Source organism: Peribacillus sp. NJ11 (genome assembly GCF_030348405.1).
Classification (GTDB): domain Bacteria; phylum Bacillota; class Bacilli; order Bacillales; family DSM-1321; genus Peribacillus.
In genome coordinates this window covers 2,650,466-2,673,563 of record NZ_JAUCFO010000001.1, presented here as the reverse complement: position 1 = coordinate 2,673,563, position 23,098 = coordinate 2,650,466, and the positions used below count along the sequence as shown (strand labels likewise).

General features: G+C 43.1%; 21 protein-coding genes. 6 read left to right on the top strand and 15 right to left on the bottom strand.

Annotated elements, in window-relative coordinates:
* Positions 1-18: 18 nt before the first annotated feature.
* Positions 19-1,146, top strand: a complete 1,128-nt coding sequence (gene ytvI / locus QUF86_RS13180) for a sporulation integral membrane protein YtvI (RefSeq protein WP_289315384.1) — start codon at positions 19-21, stop codon at positions 1,144-1,146.
* A 94-nt stretch (positions 1,147-1,240) separates the two neighbouring features.
* Here the strand turns inward: ytvI and aceA are convergent, their stop codons facing one another.
* From aceA to dnaE, 10 genes are all read right to left on the bottom strand, one after another.
* Entirely contained in the window at positions 1,241-2,524 is a 1,284-nt protein-coding gene (gene aceA, locus QUF86_RS13175) for an isocitrate lyase (RefSeq protein ID WP_289334591.1), read from the bottom strand.
* Positions 2,525-2,562: 38 nt separating this feature from the next.
* Positions 2,563-4,155, bottom strand: a complete 1,593-nt coding sequence (gene aceB / locus QUF86_RS13170; RefSeq protein ID WP_289315382.1) for a malate synthase A — start codon at positions 4,153-4,155, stop codon at positions 2,563-2,565.
* 398 nt (positions 4,156-4,553) lie between these two features.
* On the bottom strand, positions 4,554-4,946 hold the full coding sequence (locus tag QUF86_RS13165) for an FxsA family protein (RefSeq protein ID WP_289334590.1): 393 nt from the start codon (positions 4,944-4,946) through the stop codon (positions 4,554-4,556).
* 81 nt (positions 4,947-5,027) lie between these two features.
* Positions 5,028-6,788, bottom strand: a complete 1,761-nt coding sequence (gene pyk / locus QUF86_RS13160; RefSeq protein ID WP_289315380.1) for a pyruvate kinase — start codon at positions 6,786-6,788, stop codon at positions 5,028-5,030.
* A gap of 128 nt (positions 6,789-6,916) precedes the next feature.
* On the bottom strand, positions 6,917-7,876 hold the full coding sequence (pfkA, locus tag QUF86_RS13155) for a 6-phosphofructokinase (protein WP_289315379.1): 960 nt from the start codon (positions 7,874-7,876) through the stop codon (positions 6,917-6,919).
* A 278-nt stretch (positions 7,877-8,154) separates the two neighbouring features.
* Complete coding sequence (gene accA, locus QUF86_RS13150; protein ID WP_289315378.1) at positions 8,155-9,156, bottom strand: acetyl-CoA carboxylase carboxyl transferase subunit alpha; 1,002 nt, start codon at positions 9,154-9,156, stop codon at positions 8,155-8,157.
* Positions 9,153-10,016, bottom strand: a complete 864-nt coding sequence (gene accD, locus QUF86_RS13145) for an acetyl-CoA carboxylase, carboxyltransferase subunit beta (RefSeq protein ID WP_289315377.1) — start codon at positions 10,014-10,016, stop codon at positions 9,153-9,155. Before accD ends, accA begins: the two co-directional genes overlap by 4 nt.
* Before the next feature lie 90 nt (positions 10,017-10,106).
* Complete coding sequence (locus QUF86_RS13140; protein WP_289334589.1) at positions 10,107-10,736, bottom strand: FadR/GntR family transcriptional regulator; 630 nt, start codon at positions 10,734-10,736, stop codon at positions 10,107-10,109.
* 5 nt (positions 10,737-10,741) lie between these two features.
* A complete protein-coding gene (gene ystJ / locus QUF86_RS13135; protein ID WP_289315375.1) occupies positions 10,742-11,983 on the bottom strand; it encodes an NADP-dependent malic enzyme in 1,242 nt (413 codons plus the stop codon).
* A gap of 112 nt (positions 11,984-12,095) precedes the next feature.
* Positions 12,096-15,455: a DNA polymerase III subunit alpha gene (gene dnaE / locus QUF86_RS13130; RefSeq protein ID WP_353957659.1), complete on the bottom strand. Its 3,360-nt coding sequence runs from the start codon at positions 15,453-15,455 to the stop codon at positions 12,096-12,098.
* A gap of 182 nt (positions 15,456-15,637) precedes the next feature.
* On the opposite strand from dnaE, the gene ytrH reads away from it, so the two are divergent.
* On the top strand, positions 15,638-15,973 hold the full coding sequence (gene ytrH, locus QUF86_RS13125) for a sporulation membrane protein YtrH (protein ID WP_076364742.1): 336 nt from the start codon (positions 15,638-15,640) through the stop codon (positions 15,971-15,973).
* Complete coding sequence (ytrI, locus tag QUF86_RS13120; RefSeq protein ID WP_289315373.1) at positions 15,970-16,473, top strand: sporulation membrane protein YtrI; 504 nt, start codon at positions 15,970-15,972, stop codon at positions 16,471-16,473. The genes ytrH and ytrI overlap by 4 nt, the downstream gene beginning before the upstream one ends.
* 99 nt (positions 16,474-16,572) lie before the next feature.
* On the opposite strand, the gene QUF86_RS13115 is transcribed toward ytrI, so the two are convergent.
* Positions 16,573-17,511: a DHH family phosphoesterase gene (locus QUF86_RS13115; protein ID WP_289315372.1), complete on the bottom strand. Its 939-nt coding sequence runs from the start codon at positions 17,509-17,511 to the stop codon at positions 16,573-16,575.
* Between the two features lie 168 nt (positions 17,512-17,679).
* On the opposite strand from QUF86_RS13115, the gene QUF86_RS13110 reads away from it, so the two are divergent.
* Positions 17,680-17,982 (top strand): YtpI family protein, encoded by a 303-nt coding sequence (locus QUF86_RS13110; RefSeq protein ID WP_289315371.1) that lies wholly within the window; start codon positions 17,680-17,682, stop codon positions 17,980-17,982.
* Between the two features lie 30 nt (positions 17,983-18,012).
* Here QUF86_RS13110 and QUF86_RS13105 read toward each other — a convergent pair whose 3' ends face one another.
* The 3 genes from QUF86_RS13105 to QUF86_RS13095 form a co-directional block, all read right to left on the bottom strand.
* Entirely contained in the window at positions 18,013-19,332 is a 1,320-nt protein-coding gene (locus QUF86_RS13105; protein ID WP_289315370.1) for a DRTGG domain-containing protein, read from the bottom strand.
* A 71-nt stretch (positions 19,333-19,403) separates the two neighbouring features.
* A complete protein-coding gene (locus QUF86_RS13100; RefSeq protein WP_289315369.1) occupies positions 19,404-19,628 on the bottom strand; it encodes a hypothetical protein in 225 nt (74 codons plus the stop codon).
* Positions 19,629-19,835: 207 nt separating this feature from the next.
* On the bottom strand, positions 19,836-20,516 hold the full coding sequence (locus QUF86_RS13095) for a metal-dependent hydrolase (RefSeq protein ID WP_289334587.1): 681 nt from the start codon (positions 20,514-20,516) through the stop codon (positions 19,836-19,838).
* A gap of 114 nt (positions 20,517-20,630) precedes the next feature.
* Between QUF86_RS13095 and QUF86_RS13090 the strand changes: the two genes are divergently transcribed.
* Positions 20,631-21,728, top strand: a complete 1,098-nt coding sequence (locus tag QUF86_RS13090) for a M24 family metallopeptidase (protein WP_289315367.1) — start codon at positions 20,631-20,633, stop codon at positions 21,726-21,728.
* Positions 21,729-21,815: 87 nt separating this feature from the next.
* Here the strand turns inward: QUF86_RS13090 and bamE are convergent, their stop codons facing one another.
* A complete protein-coding gene (gene bamE / locus QUF86_RS13085) occupies positions 21,816-22,385 on the bottom strand; it encodes an outer membrane protein assembly factor BamE domain-containing protein (RefSeq protein ID WP_289334586.1) in 570 nt (189 codons plus the stop codon).
* 242 nt (positions 22,386-22,627) lie between these two features.
* Between bamE and QUF86_RS13080 the strand changes: the two genes are divergently transcribed.
* Positions 22,628-23,080, top strand: a complete 453-nt coding sequence (locus QUF86_RS13080) for a universal stress protein (RefSeq protein WP_370016042.1) — start codon at positions 22,628-22,630, stop codon at positions 23,078-23,080.
* Positions 23,081-23,098: the final 18 nt, after the last annotated feature.

Sequence of the window (23,098 nt, the reverse complement as noted above, 5' to 3'; positions counted from 1 at the left end):
ATTGAAGGAGGATATGTCTTGAATCCAGTATATATAAATCGTTTCATTCGTTCTTTACTGGTCGTCGGAGGGATAATCTTAGGTGGAATTGCCTTGTTTTATTTATCTAAATATACATATCCATTCATCATTGCCTTGATAATCGCTTTCTTGATGAACCCTCTGGTCACTTTTTTCGAAAGGAAAGGAAGGCTGCCAAGGGGATTGGCTGTATTCGTTTCCCTTTTACTCATTTTCCTTTTATTTGCGGGTCTTATCACCTTACTGGTTACCGAGATCATATCAGGGACCAATTACCTTGCCGGAGTCATACCAAAGCACATTGAGACTATCGTGGACTATATAGAAACATACATCGCGTCCACCGTCATCCCTTTATATAATCAAATAGCTGCCATGTTCAATAATTTGGATATCGAACAGCAAGATACAGTCCTCAAGAATATCCAAAATATCGGTGAATCCATCACTACCGGAGTAAGCGGCTTCATTCAAGCGTTCTTGAAGAACATTCCGACAATCATCGGATGGTTCCCCACTACAGCAACGGCACTCCTCTTTACCCTACTGGGCACATTCTTCATCAGTAAAGATTGGGATACCTTTGGGCGCATGACCGGAAAAGTGTTGCCTGATAAGATTTTTGCAGGTGCCAAGCGTTTATTCAGGGATTTAAAACGTGCTTTGTTTGGTTTTATCCGTGCACAATTCACTCTTGTTTCATTGACGACCGTTACGATTCTAATCGGATTTCTCATTTTAGGGGTGAATTATTCAATTACCATTGCCCTGATATGCGGATTGGTCGATATCATCCCCTATTTAGGGACAGGAACCATTTTCATTCCTTGGATCATCTTTGAATTCATCGCTGGAAATACAAGTCTCGCAATCGGTTTGTCCGTCCTTTACATAATCGTTGTTGTCCAGCGTCAGTTAATAGAGCCAAAAGTTCTTTCTTCCAGTATTGGTTTGGATCCGCTTGCCACTCTCATCGCCTTGTTCATCGGCTTCAAATTGATTGGTTTCCTAGGTCTGATCGCAGGACCTGTCGTTCTTGTCATATTCAATACACTTCAGCGTGCCAATGTCTTCAAGGCCATATGGGCTTTCATCATCGGACCGGATACAAAGAAAACCACATAAGTAATCCCACTACCTTTATACCTTATAGCATTCTCCCATCTCCATATAAAAATCCGCCTCGGGTACGAGGCGGATTTTTGGTTTCAAGCTAAAATTATTTTGACGTCTCGAATTGTTCTGTTTCAGTAGAACCTGCAAGTGCTGTAGTGGATGATGTACCACCAGAAACGACCTGTGCCACTTCATCAAAATAACCTGTTCCCACTTCACGCTGATGACGTGTTGCTGTGTAGCCATCGGATTCACTGGCGAATTCCGCTTGTTGAAGTTCTGAGTATGCAGCCATGCCGCGGTCTTTATAACCAAGGGCAAGATTGAACATGCTATGATTCAATGAGTGGAATCCTGCAAGGGTAACAAATTGGAATCTATAACCCAATTTACCTAATTCAACTTGATAGCTCGCAATTTCTTCATCACTTAATTTCGCTTTCCAGTTAAATGATGGCGAACAATTATAAGCAAGGAGTTTACCCGGGAACTCTGCATGGATCGCTTCGGCAAAGCGGCGGGCATCCGCTAGATTAGGTTCAGAAGTCTCACACCAGATAAGATCGGCATACGGTGCATAAGCAAGGCCTCTTGCAATCGCTTGGTCAAGACCTGCATTGGTACGGTAGAATCCTTCTGGAGTCCTTTCGCCAGTGATGAATGGTGCATCGACCGGATCGATATCATCGGTGATCAAATCTGCAGCATCAGCATCCGTCCGGGCAATTAAGATAGTCGGTGTACCCATTACGTCTGCTGCCAATCGGGCCGAAACTAAATTACGTACTGCCGTTTGGGTTGGCAGAAGAACTTTACCGCCTAGGTGGCCACATTTTTTCTCGGAAGAAAGCTGATCTTCAAAGTGAACGCCTGCCGCTCCAGCTTCGATCATGCCTTTCATTAATTCGAAGACATTAAGAGAACCGCCAAAGCCGGCTTCAGCATCCGCTACGATTGGTGCGAACCAATCGATATCACTTTTTCCTTCAGCAAAGCTGATTTGATCTGCACGCTGAAGTGTCTGATTAATGCGTTTAACCACTTGCGGCACGGAATTGGCTGGATATAAACTTTGGTCGGGGTACATTTGCCCTGCAATGTTAGCATCGGCAGCCACTTGCCAGCCGCTTAGGTAAATTGCTTTTAAACCAGCTTTCACCTGCTGCATTGCTTGGTTACCAGTCAATGCTCCCAATGCGTTGATGAAATCCTCTGTATTTAATAGATTCCATAGTTTTTCAGAACCACGGCGTGCCAAGGTCTGTTCAATATCGATGGAACCTCTTAATTTAATAACTTCTTCCGCCGTATATGGACGTTTAATCCCAGTCCACCGTGAGTCATTTTCCCAGCTTTGTTTTAATTGTTGCGCTCTTTCATTCATCATTATATTTTCCTCCTAATTTATATTTAATATTTTAAATATTATGATAATTGTTCGTATGCCGGATTGGTTAAGAAATCTGCAAAGTCATCCGCTTCTATCAATTCTTCGAATAGTTTAGTAGACTCTTCAAACTTTCCTGATTTGAAAGTTTCTTCCCCCACTTCCGATTTAATGACAGCTAATTCTTCTTCCTTGATTTGATGGAATAATTCTTCGGTTATTTTCCTGCCATCTTCGAGAATGCCTTTAGGATGACGGATCCATTGCCAGACTTGAGCTCTTGAAATTTCAGCGGTTGCTGCATCTTCCATTAAGTTATTAATGGGTGCTGCCCCTCTGCCACTTAACCAGGAGGCAATATATTGGATGCCTACGTTAATGTTAGTCCTTAATCCTGCCTCTGTAATCGTTCCTTCGGGTACAGCCAGCAACTCTTGGGCTGTTACATGGACATCTTCCCGTTTGCGGAAAATTTGATTCGGTTTTGGAACAAGCAGGTCAAAAACTTCTTTTGCCGTTCTTACCATACCTGGGTGGGCAACCCATGTTCCATCATGACCGTCTCTTGCTTCGCGTTCTTTATCTGCCCGGACTTTCGCAAAAGCCTCATCGTTCTTAATCGGGTCATTTTTAACTGGAATTTGTGCTGCCATCCCGCCGATTGCCGGAGCATTACGGGTGTGGCATGTTTTAATTGCCAATAAGGAATAAGCTCTCATGTTCGGGACAGTCATCGTGACCTGTAACCGGTCAGGGAAGATCACATCATCCGAGTGACGGAATTTTTTCAGGAAACTGAAGATATAATCCCAGCGCCCACAGTTCAGGCCTGCCGAATGTTCTTTCAGCTCGTACAGAATTTCGTCCATTTCGAATGCGGCAAGAATCGTTTCTATCAAGACCGTCGCCTTGATGGTTCCTTGCGGAATTCTCAAATCGTTTTGTGCATACACGAATATTTCATTCCATAATCTTGCTTCCAGATGACTTTCCATTTTTGGTAAGTAGAAGTATGGACCGCTTTGTTGTTCGACCAATGCTTTTGCGTTGTGATAAAAGTACAGTCCAAAGTCAAAAATGCTGGCTGATATAGGCTGTCCATCTAACATGATATGTTTTTCCTCTAAATGCCAGCCGCGTGGCCTTACCTTTAGTACAGCCGTCTTTTCATTTAATTCATACACTTTACCATTTGGATTTTTAAATGAAATGGTACCGCGGATGGCATCGCGCAAATTCAGTTGACCATCAATGCAGTTCTCCCAAGTTGGTGAGTTGGCGTCTTCAAAGTCAGCCATGAATACATTGGCACCCGAGTTCATGGCATTAATGATCATCTTACGGTCAACTGGTCCAGTGATTTCAACCCTGCGGTCCTGCAAGTCATTCGGAAGGGGCGCAATCGTCCAATCACTTTCACGAATATGCTTCGTTTCTTCAAGGAAATCAGGCAGCTTACCTTTATTCAGCTCTTCCTGAACGATTTTACGCCGTTCTAGAAGTTCTCTCCTTCTTTCACCGAAATGCCGTTCAATTCTTTCGATGAATTGAAGAGCTTCCGTTGTAAGTATTTGTTCATATCCAGGCTTAATGTTGCCTGTAATTTGTAAGCCTTTTGCTCCCGTAATCATGTTGCCTTTCCACACCCTTTCCAATTATCCTATGTTATAATACAGTTGTTTTATTTCCTGTTTGTATTATATAACACGTTGTATAAATTTGTCACCAGTTTTTTCTAAAAAATCTCAAAAAAAGAATTATTTAATGGAAAAGCCTAATTTATCAATGTTTTCATGGGATAAAAAATTCAAAAATTCTGTTATTATACACTGTTTCAACCTCTTGAAATCATCTTTTAATGGTGAAACAGTTAAAATCCAAATACATTAAATTGCCCAATGTCTTGTCCCATTTCAATTAAATGCAAAAAAAAACATCCAATGATTACCCTTGGATGCTTTTGATGAATTCTTTTTTTATCCAAACCAAAAAGGCTGCCTAAAAGCTTGAGCCCTTAGACAGCCTTGTATTATTTATGCCGAATGATGGTAACTTTCCCTTTATTCATCCTGTTCATGATAAACCGGATAACTATCGGTTTGAGGAGATTCCGGGTTGGCGGAAGCACAAGGATCAATCCCATGATATCCGAGATGAGCCCAGGGGACAGCAACAGTGCAGATCCGATAAAGATACAGATTCCATCAATGATTTCATTTCCAGGCATCATTCCATAACGAATCTGTTCCTGTGCCTTTTTCCATGTTTCCATCCCTTGCCGTTTAGCCAAATAAGCTCCGATTAAACCTGTGGCTACAATCAGGAACAGCGTTGGCCAAAAACCAATCATATTGCCTGACAGCAATAGGACAATGATTTCAACGACCGGCATCGCAATGATAAACAATAAAAAATATTTCATCTACATTCCTCCTGCACAGCCCATTTCTGGTGCGGTACATCCATCTTACCTCATTGGCACGGAATCAGCCAAAATTTCGTTTTACAAAACGTTGGCATGTCCATCATAAATGACTCCACGACCTGCATCGACTGTTATTCTTTGCCCATCCGTGAAAATTTTTGTTGCGTCCTCCGCACCCACGATGACCGGAATGCCCAATGTGACTCCTACGACAGCGGCATGGCTTGTCAAACCGCCTTCTTCCGTAATCAATGCCGCACACTTTTCAATCGCTGGCATCATATCGCGGTCCGAACCGATTGTAACCAATACAGAGCCTGCCGTCACTTTTTCCAAAGCTTCCTTGGCATTCTTGGCAACAACCACTTCACCTTTCGAAGACTTCCTGCCGATTCCTTGAGCCTTCAAAAGAACTTCTCCCAACACATGAATTTTCATCAAGTTAGTCGTACCTGTTTCACCTACAGGCACACCGGCTGTTATGACGACCAAATCCCCATGGGACACTAAGCCGGAATGCAAGCTTTCATCTATTGCGGTTTGAAGCATTTCATCGGTAGTCGTCGCTTTAGGACCAATCTGCGGATAGACTCCCCAAGCCAATGCAAGCCGTCTTGAAACATGATCATTGGATGTAACGGCAATGATCGGTGCTTTAGGGCGGTATTTAGAAATCATTCGTGCCGTATGGCCACTTTCTGTAGGGGTGATGATTGCTCCGGCATTAAGATTAAGCGCGGTGTGGGCAACGGATTGACCAATTGCATCCGTGACATTATGACGGTTCACTTTGCTTCTGACTGATAATATATCCCGATAATCAAGCGCAGTTTCAGCACGTGAAGCAATATTATGCATCGTTTGCACAGCTTCGACAGGATAGGTACCAGCAGCTGTTTCACCAGAAAGCATGATGGCATCCGTTCCATCAAATATGGCATTGGCGACATCACTTGCTTCTGCACGGGTTGGCCTTGGGTTACGCTGCATCGAATCGAGCATTTGTGTAGCCGTTATGACAGGTTTCCCGGCATTATTACATTTTTTGATCATTTGTTTTTGGACTAATGGCACTTCTTCAGCAGGAATTTCCACTCCCAAGTCGCCACGGGCTACCATCAAACCATCAGAAACTTCCAAGATTTCATCAAGCCGGTCTACGCCCTCTTGATTTTCGATTTTAGGGATGATTTGAATATGTTCCGCTCCATTTTGCTGCAATAATTCACGCACTTCAAGCACATCGGAAGCCCTACGTACAAATGAGGCAGCAATGAAGTCGATACCCTGTTCGATCCCAAAAAGGATATCTTGTTCATCTTTCTCAGTTATGCCTGGCAGGTTAACCGAAACACCTGGAACATTCACGCCTTTTTTGTTCTTAAGTGTACCGCTATTCAATATTTTGGTACGGATTTCTTTTCTTACCTCATCGATCTTCAACACTTCAAGACCGATCAATCCATCATCCAAAAGGATTTTAGATCCCGGGTGGACATCATGCAGAAGCCCTTCATAGGTAATGGAGAATTTTTCAGGGGTTCCCAGGACTTCATTCATGGAAATAATGACTTCATTGCCTGCCATCAGCTCAATGGAATCATTTTCCATATTATTTGTCCGTATTTCAGGTCCTTTTGTATCCAACAGGATAGCGACCTGTTTACCCGCTTTTTCACTTGCTTCCCTGATATTGCGGATTCTAGCGGCATGTTCTTCATGATTTCCATGAGAAAAGTTAAGCCGGGCCACGTTCATCCCCGCTTCTATTAATTGAACCAGTTTTTCTATGCTTTCACTTGCAGGGCCAATCGTACAAACAATCTTGGTTTTACGCATAGTGTCATCCTCCTCTAAGGAAAACTCGCCGCCTGTCCACCTTTTGAAGACAGGGGCGTAGTGTTTTAGTCTCATCTTTCAAATACTAAATTTCATCCAGAGCGGTTCCTATCATTGATCAATACTGATTAAATGGATAGCTCTGAGGATAAATCATACATTTTTTGGTCGATTGTATGAGGTTTGGCAAGAGCTTCGATGATATCATAATCAACCAATCGATTTTGTTCTATCCCAACAGCCCTGCCCCCTTTGCCTTCAAGAAGCAATTCAACAGCTTTTGCTCCAAGTCGGCTTGCCAATACCCGGTCATTTGCAGAAGGAGATCCTCCACGCTGAACATGGCCCAGGACCGTTACACGGGTTTCAAATCCTGCCTTCGCCTCAATTTTCCTGGAAATATCAACGGCACTTCCAACACCTTCAGCTACAATGATGATACTATGCTTTTTCCCACGGTCATGTCCGCGATTCAGCTTCCCAATCAGTTCTTCTATATCGTATTCATATTCGGGACAAAGAATCGTTTCAGCTCCGCCAGCCAATCCAGCCCAAAGCGCGATATCGCCGGCATCTCTTCCCATCACTTCAACCACATAAGTCCTTTCATGGGAAGTTGCCGTATCCCGAATTTTATCAATAGCATCGATGACCGTATTCAGTGCCGTATCGAAACCAATCGTAAAGTCCGTACCCGGTATGTCATTATCAATCGTTCCTGGAACGCCGATACAAGGGAAGCCCCTTTCCGTTAAAGCTTTCGCTCCGCGGTAAGAACCATCGCCACCTATTATGACAATGCCCTCGATACCAAGTTTATTCAATTGTTCAATCGCTTTCAGCTGGCCTTCCTCCGTCTTGAATTCCGGACAGCGAGCCGTATGTAACATTGTGCCGCCTCGATGAATGATATCGCCGACCGACCCAAGTTCAAGCTTCTTTATATTGCCATTTATCAAACCCTGATAGCCATGATAAATTCCGAAGACCTCCATTTCATGAAAAATCGCTTTCCGAACAACAGCTCGGACTGCCGCATTCATGCCTGGAGAATCTCCTCCACTTGTCAATACACCAATTCTTTTCATAAATGTCACCTCTCTACAGCACTAATCAATTATAAGCTTCATTATATCATTGTACCCTTTTTCAAGCTTCAATAAGCAATAACTGTTTCACTTATACTCACTTGATGTTATAAGCCTAACCGATTCTCTTCAGAAATTGAAGTAAAACGGCGTAAAAGTTTACATTCTTCACACAAACCATATTCTTCACTCGTTCTGTAATGAATACTTTTGCTTCAATGAAAGGATGAAAAAACGTGTTGCCCCAGGCAGCACGTTTTTCCTTTTGCAAAATGTGTTTATGAATGCTGTTCCACTTCTTCCTTAGGTTCGCCCTCAGGTTGTTTTGCAAATTCATATTCACCGATTTTCTTGAATTTCATGTAACGCTGGTTGATGAGGTCATCACTATTCAATGGCAGAAGTTCATTGAATGAACGTTTAAGGATTTCCTTGATGGCTTCTGCCTGTACATTTGCATCACGGTGGGCGCCGCCTCTCACTTCTGGAATGATCTCATCGATGACTCCTAAGCGATTTAAGTCGGGAGCCGTGATTTTCATTGTTTCCGCAGCCCTCTTGGCCTGAGAAGCATCCTTCCACAGCAAGGCTGCAGCCCCTTCAGGGGAAATGACCGAATATGTTGAATTCTCAAGCATGAAAATTCGGTCTCCAACGCCAAGTGCCAATGCACCGCCGCTTCCGCCTTCACCGATGACGATACTGATGACCGGCACCTTCAACCCTGCCATTTCGAAAAGGTTTTTCGCAATGGCTTCACTTTGCCCGCGCTCTTCAGCAGCTTTACCCGGGAAAGCTCCCTTTGTATCAATGAAACAAATGATAGGCCGATTGAATTTTTCCGCCTGTTTCATCAGACGCAAAGCTTTTCGATAGCCTTCCGGATGGGGCATGCCAAAGTTGCGACGGATGTTTTCCTTCGTATCCTTACCTCGTTGATGACCGATGACAGTCACGGCAAGTCCATCAAACTCTGCGATTCCAGCCACAATTGCTTCATCATCCCCATAATAACGATCACCATGAAACTCCATGAATTCATTGAATAATAGCGGAATGTAATCAAGCGTCGTCGGACGGGCTGGATGCCGGGCAATCTGAACGCGATCCCACGGTTTTAAATGGTTATAAATATCCACTTCCAGCTTCTCTAAACGCTTTTCCAACGTTTCGATTTCAACTGTAAGGTCTACGTCGGCATCCTTCGAAATTGCCTTAAGTTCTTTAATCTTATTTCTCAGGTCCGTAACGGGACGCTCGAACTCTAATTCGTAAATCATGACCATTCACCACCCGGGGCATGGATTTTAAGGATCGTCGTCAAGGTTTCTTTCATTTCCGTACGGTTGACGACTGCATCCAATTGGCCGTGCTTCATCAAGAATTCAGCCGTTTGGAAATCTTCAGGAAGTTCTTCATGAATCGTCTGTTCAATGATTCTTCGTCCCGCAAAACCAATAAGGGCTCCAGGTTCGGCTAGATTAATATCACCAAGTGACGCGAAACTTGCCGAAACCCCACCTGTGGTAGGATGAGTCATCATTGATATGATCAGTCCGCCTTCATTGCTGAACATCTTAAGTGCTGCACTTGTCTTTGCCATCTGCATCAAGCTTAAAACACCCTCCTGCATCCGAGCGCCGCCTGAAGCCGTAAAAATGATAAACGGAATCTTCAATTCGCCTGCACGTTCAATGGCACGGGTGATTTTTTCCCCAACAACGGATCCCATGCTTCCCATCCGGAAATTCGAATCCATGATGGCTGTTGAAACTTGGTACCCATTGATGCTTCCTACTCCTGTAACAACTGCCTCATTAATCTTGGCTTTCTTTTTATCTTTTTCCAATTTATCCAAGTAATCCGGAAATTCAAGTGGGTTAACTGAAATCATTTCTTTATCAAATTCATTAAAGCTGCCGGCGTCGAATAAACATTCGATACGCTCATGGGAAGACATCGGATGATGGAACCCACAATGCAGACAGACTTTCTTGTTTTTCACTAATTCTTTTGTATACATGATTTTTTTACAGCCGGAGCATTTTGTCATGATTCCTTCTGGTACATCTTGTTTCTCCCGATCAAAAGGAACTGTTGCATATTTCTTCTTAGACTTCGCAAATAGCTCTTTAAGCAAGCTTAATCCTCCCTTTACCACCAATTATCTATTTTATGATACTTGGTACAAACTATATCAGAAATAAAATTAGTATCGTGTAAAAAGGTGTCATTCGTCCTTCGACATATTTCTAATTCTAATAAGATACGTTTCGATGGCTTTTTCTTCATCCCGTTCGAGCAAATATGTAAGAAGTGCCAGATAGTCTTCTTTTTTCACATTACCCTGTTCCATCTCTGATGTTCTAGCATAGCTGTTGACAATACGCCAAATTCTTTCCAGCAATCGATTACGATTCAATATGGCAATTCTTAAGAAGAAATCATCATCATGAAATTCATCCTCATTGACCCAGACCATTAAACATTTGATGTCCTCAGCCTTAGCGAAGAAGGCGACGATCCGCAAACAGTCAATTTCAATCAGCCTTTTCGTTTCAGCCAAATCTTCTTGAACCTTTTTATCTTGCAAAAAAAAGGTTCCCAGAAGCTCGACTAGCTTATGCTCCTGGAAATCCCTGATAAACGTCCCTTCACCACGCCTTGTTTCTATTAATCCTAATAGCTCTAAGGCACGCAATGCTTCACGGACAGAGGAACGACCAACATTAAAACGATCCGATAACTCCCGTTCTGATGGGATTTTATCTCCCGGCAAGAGGCTGTCCGCTTCAATCATGCTGCGCAGGCTCTCAACGACATCGAGATAAATTTTGGATGAAGAAGTACGACCTGCCAAATTAATTATTCCTCACTTTTTCCAATGATCGCTAATTTCCTGGTTTTTTCTTTAATTTCCTCGGGATCCACATTAATTCTAGCCACTCCCGTTTCCATCGCTGCCTTGGCAACAGCCGCCGCAACGGCAGGCGCTACCCTCTCATCAAAAGGAGCAGGGATAACGTAGTCTTCATTTAACTCATGTTCCTGTATTAAACTGGCAATGGCTTGTACTGCAGCAACCTTCATTTTTTCATTGATATGAGTCGCACGTACATCTAACGCTCCACGGAAAATCCCTGGGAAAGCAAGGACGTTATTGACCTGATTCGGGAAATCCGAACGACCTGTTCCAACAACCTTGGCACCCGCTGCTTTCGCATCTACCGGCATGATTTCCGGATCTGGATTAGCCATCGCAAAAATGATTGCATCCCGATTCATCGAAGAAACCATTTCTTTGGTCAATGCACCTGCAGCAGAAACACCTATAAATACATCAGCGTCTTGAATGACAGTTTCCAAAGGTCCTGAAATCTTATTTCGATTGGTCACTTTCGCCACTTGTTCTTTTATATCATTCATACCTGTCGAACGGCCCTCATAAATGGCACCCTTCGTATCACACATGATTATGTCACGAACTCCATAGCTATAAAGCAATTTAATGATGGCAATGCCCGCAGCGCCTGCCCCATTCGCTACCACTTTAATTTCTGACATTGATTTATTCACAAGTCGTAATGCATTTACAAGACCGGCAACAGTCACAATGGCTGTACCATGCTGATCATCATGAAAAACAGGGATATTCATTTCTTTCTTAAGACGTTCTTCAATTTCAAAACAATTTGGTGCGGCAATGTCCTCTAAGTTCACTCCACCGAAAGTCGGTTCGAGTAATTTAACGGTCTCTACAATTTTGTCCACATCCGTCGTTTTTAAACAGATAGGGAAAGCGTCCACTCCAGCGAAGCTTTTAAATAAAACGGCTTTTCCTTCCATAACCGGCATAGCAGCTTCAGGACCGATGTTTCCAAGTCCCAACACAGCCGTTCCATCAGAAATAACTGCAACAGTATTCCCTTTCATTGTATAGTCATAAACGGTTTCCGGCTTATCGTAAATTTCTTTACAAGGTTCTGCGACACCAGGAGAATAAGCCAGGCTTAAATCCACTGCATTCCTTACCGGTACTTTCGAAACTGTTTCTAATTTTCCTTGATTCAAGCGATGCATATGTAATGCTTCTTCTCTTAATGTCATAGTTTCACTCCTAAAACAAATTGGGTAACCCAAATCATATATGCTGAAATCTAGTGGTCAGACCACAGCGGCCTGTTTTCAATATAACATAACTATTAAAGTTGTAAAACAGTTATTCGCTCTTGTAAACCACATTCCCTTTTCCGACCATGTCATATAGTGCCTGCATCAGACTATCTGTAGGATTGACCCAATCCCAATAAGATAGCTGTACATAGCGGTTTTCCCTCTCGTAAAAAAGCATCACCTTGGTTTCACCGCTATGCTGCATTAAAATTTTTTTTATTTTTTGCAGTGTTTCCTTCGTTTGCTTGCCAGCCTCAATTTTCAGGAATATCGTTCCGTTTTTTTCCTCTTTCATCTGCTTCACTTTTTCAAGCGGGTATACGTTCCTGATCAGAAGCTGTGTTTTTCCATCCCGTTCTTCAAATGTCCCTTGCAGCATAACGAGTTGTCCATTATTCAAGTCGGCAGAGTGGTTTTTATAAACATTGGGAAAAACGACCGCTTCAATGTCTCCCTCTTCATCACTAACGCTCAAAAAAGCCATCACATCGCCCTTTTTTGTCCTTATGGTTTTAACCGACGTAATGTATGCGCCAAGTAAGACTTTCGATTCCTTTTTATTGGTCGCTTCGTCTATGGTCAAACATCCGAAGTACTGAAAAAGTTCCCTGTAGCTGGTCACCGGATGATTCGATAGATAAAGCCCCAAGGCGCTTTTTTCCAATGAGAGTTTGTGCTCGATTGGAATAGGCTCGACCCTGTTGTATTTCGGTTTGAGTGAAAACTCGCCGTCCGAAAACATATCGAATAGATCATCATCTGGATTAACCAATTCCGTATGGCTGATCGCTACGTCCAAACTCGCCAACAATGTTGCCCGGTCTTCACCGAATTCATCAAATGCACCTGAATGCACAAGCGCCTCCAACACTTTTCTATTTACGATTTTTCCTGAAACGCGTAAACAGAAATCGAATAAATCAGCGAACTTCTTTTGCCGTCTCGCAGCAAAGATTTCTTTTAAAACCGTACCGCCTATTCCTTTTATGGCCCCAAGGCTAAAACGGATCCCTTCCTTTTCCGGTAAAAACGGGTATCCACTCCGGTTAATCGAGGGTGTCAAAACCGTTATCCCTTTCTTTTTTGCCTCACGGATATATTGGGAAATCTTTTCATCATTCCCGACGACCGACGTCATGAGTGCTGCCATGAAATATTCCGGATGGTGGGTTTTCAAGTAACCCAGCTGATAAGCGATGACACTATACGCCACCGCATGGCTTCGGTTGAATCCATAGTTAGCGAAGCGGACGATCAAGGAATAAATCTCATCTGCCGTTCTTTCGGAATACCCTTGTTTCAACGAGCCGCTCACAAAATGCTGCCGCTCTTGATCCAGCACATCCTTCTTCTTCTTCGAAACGGCACGGCGGAGCAGATCAGCTTCGCCAAGTGAAAATCCGGCTAGGCGGGAAGCAATTTGCATGATTTGTTCTTGATAAACGATGACTCCGTATGTAGGCTCAAGAATATCCTTCAAATCCTGGTGCAGGTAATCGATGGGGGCCAGTCCATGTTTCCGCTCGATGAACAGCGGTATATTTTCCATCGGACCTGGACGATATAGGGCATTGACCGCAACGATATCCTCGAATCGGTTCGGTTTCAGCTTGATCAAAACCTTTCGGATGCCATCTGATTCAAATTGAAACACGCCAGTTGTTTCACCTCTACCTAAAAGGGCTAACGTCTCGGGGTCATCCATTGGGATATGGGACAGGTCCAGCTTTTTCCCGGTTCCTTTATGGATGTTCTTTAAGATATTATCGATGAGCGTCAAATTACGGAGTCCAAGAAAATCCATTTTAAGCAGTCCCAGTTCTTCGAGGAGGTCCATTGGGTATTGAGTCAGATGGATACCGTCATGCCCTCCCTGAATCGGGATATGCTCGGTGAGTGCCTGATCGCTGATGACGACGCCCGCCGCATGTGTCGAAGCATGTCGGGGCAGCCCTTCAAGCAATAACGCCGTTTGAAAAAGTTTTTGATTAAGGTCACTCTCATTAACGAACTCCCTCAGCCTTTTCGATTCCTTGTATGCCTCAGGAAGCGTGATGCCCAGACGGCCTGGAATCATTTTTGATACCGCTTCCTGTTCCTTTGAATTCAAGCCGAATACACGTCCTGTGTCCCTTAAGGCAGCTTTGGCAGCTAATGTTCCGAACGTAATGATTTGCGCTACATGAAGTTCCCCGTATTTCTTCGCGACATAGGCAATCACTTCTTCACGGCGGTTATCAGGAAAATCAATGTCGATATCCGGCATCGAGACACGTTCAGGATTCAGGAAACGCTCGAACAGCAAGGAATGTTCGATTGGATCGACATCCGTTATCGACAGCACATAAGCGACCATCGATCCGGCGGCCGATCCCCTTCCAGGTCCAGTCAGGATTTGATGGTCCTTAGCGAATTTCATGAAATCCCAAACGATTAAAAAGTAATCGCTGAATTTCATCTTGGCAATGACATCCAATTCATACCGAAGGCGCTCTTCATATTGAATGGATGGCTCCGGCATTCTTTTCTTCAACCCTTGGAAACAGACGGCTTCGAGCATTTCCTCTGCTGTTATTCCTTCTTCAGTAGGATACTTAGGCAGCAGTGATCGATGAAACGGAATTTCCAGATTGCATTGCGCGGCTATATGAAGTGTATTTTCGAGTTCATCAGGTCTGTCATGGAATAGTTCAGCCATCTGAGCCCGGCTTTTCAAATAAAATTGATTGGATTCAAGAACCATATGCGCCTCATCCGCCAGCTTGTCTCCATTTCCTATTGCCAGAAGGACTTCTTGAGCGAGTGCATCGCTTTCGTTCAAATAATAGACCGGATTCGTAGCGACAATCTTTATCTCTAAATCTCTCGCCAACTGGCTAATGGCTTCGTTACCTTTCTCCTCATCCGCAATCGAAAGTCTCTGTATGGATACAAAAAAGTTTTCATGACCAAAAATCTGCAGGAAACGCCCTGCTGCCAGTTTGGCTTCTTCAGGATTTTCTTCTCTCAAAAGTGTTTCTATTTGCCCCTCCGCACCCGGGGTGATTGCAATCAAGCCACTGGAATAGGCTTTAAGCCAGTTCATTGGAATGCCTGACGGGGATTTCGTTTTTATGGCACTGCTTATTTTAAGCAGGTTTTGATATCCTTGCAGGTTTTTTGCCAATAAAAGAAGGCCATGTGCCGATTCCTGTTCATCAAGAACATCTGCAAGGATGCCGATGATTGGCTTTATTCCCTGTCTCTTGCATTCTTTATAAAAATAGACCGAACCGTACATAACATTTCGATCGGTTAAGGCAAGACTTTCACAGCCATCCTCTTTCGCTTTGGCCACAAGTTCAGTGATTTTAACCGTACTTGTCAGCAAGCTGTATCCGCTCTGAATATGGAGATGAGTATACACGTTTTTTCTCCCACCTTTGTAAGGCATGTTTCTTTTCATTATAGTGTTTATTTCAAAAAAAGAAAATATGTTCTCATTACCAATGCAATTTAACATCCTGATTTCCGCCGACTATCATAATACCTCTGCACTTCCCATATAAATAGAATAGAAGAATATCAAGCAAAAAAGGATGATGATATATGAATGAAGCCTTTGTTCCAGCCTTTCTCAACAGCTTTTTCATATCGCTTGGCGTTTTGCTTGGCGGTTCGATAATCGGGGGCCTCGCCGCTTTTTTTACTGGACAAGCCCCGATGACGACTGTGTTCCGGCTATCGGACAGCCTGCGTATATGGGCGATTGTCGCTGCCATCGGGGGCACCTTTGATATGGTCTATAATTTCGAACGCGGCATTTTCCACGGAGAAACGAAGGATATAGTCAAGCAAGTCCTTTTGATTCTATCTGCACTTGGCGGAGCACAGACAGGAGCACTGATCATAAACTGGTTTACGCAGGAGCATATATCATCATGAGGATTCCCCCCTATCACCGGGCACCCACCTGGCAGCGTTTTTTTGCCGGAGCTGCGCTTGGCGGACTGATCAGCTGGGTGATGTTCTTTTATATGCATGGGGTCCAGCAAGAGAAGCAGATCAGGACCATTCACGAACAAAGAGAAGAGATCAAGGATTTAAACGGGGAAATCGCAATTTGGGAGCAGGATTATAAAAAATTGAACCAGCAAAACGAAGAGATCTTAACGATTCAAGAAGTCGAAGTGACGATAACGAATGGAAAAACATACAGTCTCGATCAGTTGAGTATTGCTGAAGCGGAGGATGTGATAGAGGACGACCTTTCCTCTCTTCTCGCCAAAGATGTCGTCAGTGTATATAACGGAAAGATGCTATTGATAAAATCCATCGAAAATAAAAAACTGATCATCAATAAAAAGCGTTATGATCTTGAAGTCGTGGAAATCATGTTTTATACGAAAATGAACATAGAAATAAAAGTAAAGAGAAATTCGTGATAAAACGATTTCTGACAATCCTTAATTTCGCAAAGATAAAAGACCAAATCACTTTGATTTGGTCTTCAAGTCATTTTAACAAAAATCGTATACCATACTCTAATTCGCTTTATTCAACTCTTCCAAATCGGCAAGGATATTATCCACTTCATCCCAAGAAAAGATCGAAGCCCCTGCTGCAAGCGGATGGCCACCGCCGTTATATTTACGGGCAATCGTATTGATGATTGGCCCTTTAGAACGGAAACGGACTCGGATTTCTTTATCCTCTTCAATGAAAAAGACCCAAGACTTAACATTTTTAATTGAACCGAGCGAGGAAACGAGCTGAGATGCCTCAGATGTCGAAGCATTGAACTTTTCAAGAATATCTTTGGTGATGATCATTTTCCCCGTGCCGTATGGTAGGATTTCAAAATGCTGCAGCACATAGCCATTCAACCGGACAATGCTTTCATTGACGTCATACATCTCCTGATATAACTGCGGGCGGGAGAACGAATAGTGAATCAATTCACTGACATAGGCAAATGTCTTTTCAGTCGTACTTTGGAATAGGAATCGACCTGTATCGCCAACGATGCCTGCATATAGAAGACGTGCCGCTTCATCACTCATCTTCAAGCCTTGTTCTTTACCGAACTGGTAAAAGTCATAAATCATTTCACTTGCGGAACTTGCTGATGTATCGACCCAGCGCATATCCCCATATGGATCTTCATTAGGATGATGGTCAATCTTAATCAGTTTATCCCCCGTCTTATAACGCGCATCACAAATCCGGTCCGTATTTGCCGTATCACAAACGATGACCAATGCACCTTGATATGTTTCATCCGAAATCACATCGAGCCTTCTTAAATAATTCAATGACGGTTCTTCTTTCCCAACCGTAAAAATGCGCTTTTCAGGGAAAGATGCCTTCAGGATTTCCGCCAATCCACCCTGTGAACCATAAGCATCCGGATCTGGACGGACATGACGATGGAGAATGATAGTATCATAACGCTTTATATCTGCTAAAATTTCAGCTTTCATATTGATCTCCCCTCAACATATGTATTATCGAGCCTAATAAAGATGATATATTTCATTTAATCAAAAAATTGCGGAAATAGGAAGAGTCATCTTGTTTACTGTGGCATTCTCTTTCATTTCCCGCTACAATAAAAAGGTACATATGTTAAATTGGGGGAATTTTAAACAATGCCTATTCTTGTCACCTTGATCGTTCTATCATTAGGGGTCTATCTGTTTTATAAAATTAAAATGGTCCGAACCAAAATGCCAATGGAGAAAAAGTGGATTTCAGGGAAGTCTTCCATTGCCCTTGGAGCGTTTGTCGCACTATTCGGAATCAATCAGCTTTTTCTATTCCACACGACCACCACTTATATCATTTCTGCCGTTTTCATCTCCGTTGGTCTATTCAGCATTTGGGGAGGCTATAAAATGTATAGATTTTACCTGCCGCATGCAATTGAAGAAGCCGCAAATCAAAAAGGATAATCGAATTTCGATTATCCTTTTTGATTTTTTTCATGATCTATCAAGCAATTGGCAAGTTAACATCGCCTTGCCGACTAGTTTGCCTTGGTTAAACACTTCGACATCCACTTTTCCGAATTTACGTCCTACATCAAGGACACGCGGATGGATTTCAAGCGTACTGTCAATCTGGACTGGCTTGATGAAATAAATCGTCATATTTTCCACGACCAAGTCACCGCGCTTATAGCTTCGGAGTGCCCTGTTCGCTGAGTCCGTAACCAATGTTGTGAACACACCGCTTGAAATGGTTCCAAGGTAATTGGTCATCTGCGGAGTGACGCCATAGTTATACACTTCCTCGCCCTTGCCACGATTCGAAGTCATCACAAGCTGACTCGTGATCGTATCGTCGATCGTTTCGCCGACCTGAGGCTGCCTTTGACTCATTTGCAGGGCCTTCAACACATCCTGCCTGCTCACGATTCCCTTCAGGATATGACTGTCATTCACGACCGGAATCAACTCAATGCCTTCCCAAACCATCATATGTGCAGAAGATGCAACACTCATTTTATCCCCTACGGTCATCGGGTTTTTCGTCATCACCTTATCAATGAGCGTCAACTCTTCCTGACCCATGATATCTTTTGATGTGACCATTCCTTGAACCTTCATATTGTCATCGACAACAGGGAAACGGCTATGCCCGGATTCCTGGTTCAGTTCATGCCAAGTCTGGACCCGGTCACCCACTGTTAAAAAGGTCGTTTCCTGTACGGGTGTCAAAATATCCTCCACGAGCAAGATCTCCTTTTTGATCAATTGGTCATAGATCGCCCGATTGATCATCGTTGCGACGGTAAAGGTATCGTAACTCGTTGAAATGACTGGCATCTCCAATTCATCGGCTAACCTTTTAACGGGCTCTTCCGTATCGAATCCCCCGGTAATCAGCACCGCTGCACCCGCTTTTAACGCGTGCTCATGGGCCTGGGTACGGTTCCCGACGATCAGCAGATTGCCTGCACCCGTATATCTCATCATGGCATCCAGCTTCATCGCCCCGATGACGAATTTATTTAATGTCTTATGAAGTCCCGTTTTTCCACCAAGAACTTGTCCGTCGACGATATTAACTACCTCTGCGAAAGTGAGCTTTTCAATATTCTCTTTTTTCTTTTTCTCAATACGAATCGTGCCTACCCGCTCAATCGAGCTTACGTAGCCCTGGTTCTCCGCCTCTTTAATTGCCCGATATGCCGTACCTTCACTAACATTCAATGCTTTCGCAATTTGACGGACGGAAATCTTCTCGCCAACAGGGAGCCCATCGATATGTTTTAATATTTGTTCATGCTTTGTAGCCAAGCGCTTCACCCTTTTCACGGTATTCCTATTCCCCATTATAAGGTCAAAGAGCCTAGTTTATCAAACAACTACTAGTATTGGCGCAACCTTTTGTATTCCGGCAGGCGATTTACCTTTTGTTTTTTCGGGGAATATAGTATCCCCGTCAAGTTGCCAGCCACCGCCAACAAGGCAAACAACAGCCAGGACCCAGCAAACAGACTCTCCAGACCGCCACTTTCCAACGACAAGCGCGGCACGGCATAATACAGCATCACACCGCATAAAAGCAAACACAGTAATAACCTCTGTTTCATCCAATCCCCCCTTTTTTCTCATCTATTCATTTTATGCCTGTGAAAGGAAAAAAGACTTGACTACTTATACTTAACGAGACTTAACTTTCCTATCGCTGGGAATCATCTGCGTAGAAGGCAAATGCTAAAGGGAAATCCGTCATTTCGGTCGGCTATCCCCATACAATCCACATAAAAAACGGAAGCCCCTGCAGGCTCCCGCTCTTATTAAAATTCTATTTCATCCCCGGCTTCCATGATCAGTCCATTTCCCTCTTCAAGCAGGTCGATGAATTTGTTAGGATCCTGTTTGATGACAGGGAAAGTATTGTAATGAATCGGCACGACTTGTTTGGCTTGAAGGAATTTCGCTGCAAGTGCGGCATCTTCCGGACCCATGGTGTAATTGTCGCCGATTGGCAAAAATGCCAAGTCAATCGGATGTCGCTCCCCGATCAGTTTCATATCGGAATATACAGATGTATCCCCCGCATGATAGATCGTTTTCCCTTCTATCGTAAGCAACACGCCAGCAGGCATTCCCAAATACACGATTTGTCCATCCCCGTTAACGAATCCCGTTCCATGGAAAGCAGGCGTCAATTTCACTTTTCCAAATTCAAACTCGAAAGCTCCGCCGATGCTCATCCCGTGAGTCCTAATCCCTTGAGCACCCAGGTAGTCGGCAATCTCTGCTATGCCAATGACAAGTGTATCATGCCTCTTGGCTAATTCAACCGTGTCACCGACGTGGTCATTATGACCATGCGTTAAGATGATCACATCCGGTTTCACATCTTCCACCTTCAAATCGGTCAAAGCGTTTCCAGTAATGAACGGATCGAATAAAATCGTTTTACCATTCGTTTCGACTTTTACAACTGCATGTCCATGAAAAGATACTTTCATTTTTGATGCTCCCTTCCCTTACTCACTTTTTAAATGGCCTTATCAGGCCTTTCCCATTTACTATACTTATAAATATTGCTAAGGTAATTATATCTTATTAATGGAGGTATCGTCATGAATGAACGTTTGAGAGAACTACAAAATTGGCTACAGGCCAATGAAACGGAAGCCGCTTTACTTACATCTACAGAGAGCATCTTCTATTTGAGCGGTTTTTTTAGTGATCCTCACGAAAGACTGCTAGCACTTGCCATTTTTGCAAATGCCGACCCAATCCTTGTCTGCCCGCAGATGGAAGTTCCGGATGCTAAACAGGCTGGATGGGCTGGAGATATCATCGGTTACACCGACATTGAAAATCCATGGGAAAAAGTTAAGCAAGCAGTGGGGAATCGCGGGTTAAGCATTAATACAATGGCCATTGAAAAAGAGCATATGAATGTAGAACGCTATGAAAAGGTCCAACAATACTTCGGAGCACCAAAGCTCGTTTCCGCAGAAGAAAAACTTCAAAGGATGCGAATGATCAAATCGGAAGATGAAATGGTCAAAATCCGTGAAGCTTGCCGCCTTGCCGACTTTGCGATTGAAGTGGGTGTCAGCGAAATTCATGAAGGTAAAACGGAAATGGAAATCCTTGCAGCGATAGAATTCGAATTGAAAAAGGCCGGAGTCAGCCAAATGTCTTTCTCCACCATGGTCCTGACCGGTAAAAATGGCGCTTCCCCACATGGCACACCTGGGAATACGAAAGTTCAGCGCGGTGACCTTGTCCTTTTTGACCTGGGCGTCGTTCATGAAGGATACTGCTCTGACATCACTAGAACGGTCGCTTACGGAGATATCAATGATAAACAGGCAGAAATATATGAAACTGTACTTAAGGCACAAGAAGCTGCCGTTAGAGCCAGTAAACCTGGTGTATCCTGTTCCGAGATAGACTTGACTGCCAGAAACATCATCAGGGATAAAGGATATGGTGAATTCTTCCCGCACAGGCTCGGCCACGGACTTGGGATCAGCGTCCATGAATACCCATCCTTGACTGAAACGAATTCCCTCGAGCTTCAATCCGGAATGGTTTATACGATCGAACCGGGCATATATGTTCCGAATGTTGCAGGCGTCAGGATTGAAGATGATCTATTGATCACCGATACTGGCTGTGAGATTTTGACCAAATTCCCGAAGAGCCTGCAAATCATAAAGTGATAATGTATTGACCATTTAATATAACGTAACCCAGATACCCCCGCCTTCATTTAAGACGGGGGTATCTATTAATCAAAATTCATTTTACTAATCGGTCCGCAGTTCATACTTCACTGCTTTATCACGGCCGTCAAACCAAATGACCAGCCATTCACTATCTATTCTTATGAGTCCCCTCTCGGCACCAAGAAAATAAACAACATTATCTTTCTCTTTAAAATATTCCGTTTCTGTTGGGGACCCCAAAAGCGTGATCACTTCTTCTTTTGTCATGCCTATCAATTCATGTTCATTCATTAAGTCATCAACCAGATATACTCTTCCTTCATCATCATTTAACCATCTTTCAGTGGTGAACCTTGATTCATTTTCATTTACCCCTAACAAAAAAACACAATAAAATAAAAGAGAAAAGCCAAGGATCGATATGACTATAAATCTAATTTTGATTTTCCTTTTATTATGCTGATCGGTATATTTCCATGAAATCCATTGAAAAAATAGTAAAAGAACAAATGGAAGCAGCATGGCTGATATACTCATTAAACTGATCGAAGCATGTACAGCATTGATGTAAAAAATATAAATAAAATAGATCAAAGCATACAAAAGCACGTATAAATATAATGCATAGTTTAATATTCTTGAGACACTCAAATTAAAAAACTCCCCTCCTTCATTGAATTTACCATAAATGAACAAATAAGGTAAAAAAGTCGAGAGTTTCGTTCATGCAATGATTGTGGTTATCTTTTCATCATAATAAGGTTAGAATCATTTTTTTCATGTTGCGATTTCCAGATCATTGGCTAAAACATTCGCTAATTTGTTACAATTGAAATCAGATCCATTAGGTAAATCATTGTATAATAGGAATGAAATAGAAGGAGGAGATTCACTTGAATAGTATAGATTATAAAAATATTCTTGTAGCAGTGGACGGCTCGGAAGAAGCAGAGTGGGCCTTAAAAAAGGCAATCTATTTAGCAAAACTCAGTGACGCTACCCTTGTGCTCACACATATCGTGGATACAAGGAATTTCCCTACTGTCGAAGCTTATGATATGACTATCCGTGATCACTCTGAAACCTTTGCCAATGAGCTATTGGACAAGTATAAAACGGAAGCCATTGCATCCGGGATTGCAAAGGTCCAAACAGAAGTTGCATATGGTTCTCCTAAAGTTCAAATTCCAAGGGATTTAGCGAAAAAACATTCTATCGATTTAATTGTTTGCGGTGCAACAGGCCTTAACGCAGTCGAACGTTTCCTTATCGGCAGCGTGTCGGAAGGCATCGTTCGCCATTCAAACTGTGATGTAATGGTCGTGCGTACGAATTGTAAAAAATAATCATAAAAAAAGCTCGTT

What these genes read in the sequence shown, in the direction of transcription:
- QUF86_RS13115 (WP_289315372.1), bottom strand. Translation starts at nt 17,511, where the DNA reads ATGAAAGCTGAAATTTTAGCAGATATAAAGCGTTATGATACTATCATT.
- ystJ (WP_289315375.1), bottom strand. Translation starts at nt 11,983, where the DNA reads ATGACATTAAGAGAAGAAGCATTACATATGCATCGCTTGAATCAAGGA.
- QUF86_RS13165 (WP_289334590.1), bottom strand. Translation starts at nt 4,946, where the DNA reads ATGAAATATTTTTTATTGTTTATCATTGCGATGCCGGTCGTTGAAATC.
- ytrI (WP_289315373.1), top strand. Translation starts at nt 15,970, where the DNA reads ATGAGGATTCCCCCCTATCACCGGGCACCCACCTGGCAGCGTTTTTTT.
- pyk (WP_289315380.1), bottom strand. Translation starts at nt 6,788, where the DNA reads ATGCGTAAAACCAAGATTGTTTGTACGATTGGCCCTGCAAGTGAAAGC.
- ytrH (WP_076364742.1), top strand. Translation starts at nt 15,638, where the DNA reads ATGAATGAAGCCTTTGTTCCAGCCTTTCTCAACAGCTTTTTCATATCG.
- aceA (WP_289334591.1), bottom strand. Translation starts at nt 2,524, where the DNA reads ATGATGAATGAAAGAGCGCAACAATTAAAACAAAGCTGGGAAAATGAC.
- QUF86_RS13100 (WP_289315369.1), bottom strand. Translation starts at nt 19,628, where the DNA reads ATGAAACAGAGGTTATTACTGTGTTTGCTTTTATGCGGTGTGATGCTG.
- QUF86_RS13095 (WP_289334587.1), bottom strand. Translation starts at nt 20,516, where the DNA reads ATGAAAGTATCTTTTCATGGACATGCAGTTGTAAAAGTCGAAACGAAT.
- aceB (WP_289315382.1), bottom strand. Translation starts at nt 4,155, where the DNA reads ATGATTACGGGAGCAAAAGGCTTACAAATTACAGGCAACATTAAGCCT.
- accA (WP_289315378.1), bottom strand. Translation starts at nt 9,156, where the DNA reads ATGATTTACGAATTAGAGTTCGAGCGTCCCGTTACGGACCTGAGAAAT.
- QUF86_RS13090 (WP_289315367.1), top strand. Translation starts at nt 20,631, where the DNA reads ATGAATGAACGTTTGAGAGAACTACAAAATTGGCTACAGGCCAATGAA.
- pfkA (WP_289315379.1), bottom strand. Translation starts at nt 7,876, where the DNA reads ATGAAAAGAATTGGTGTATTGACAAGTGGAGGAGATTCTCCAGGCATG.
- QUF86_RS13110 (WP_289315371.1), top strand. Translation starts at nt 17,680, where the DNA reads ATGCCTATTCTTGTCACCTTGATCGTTCTATCATTAGGGGTCTATCTG.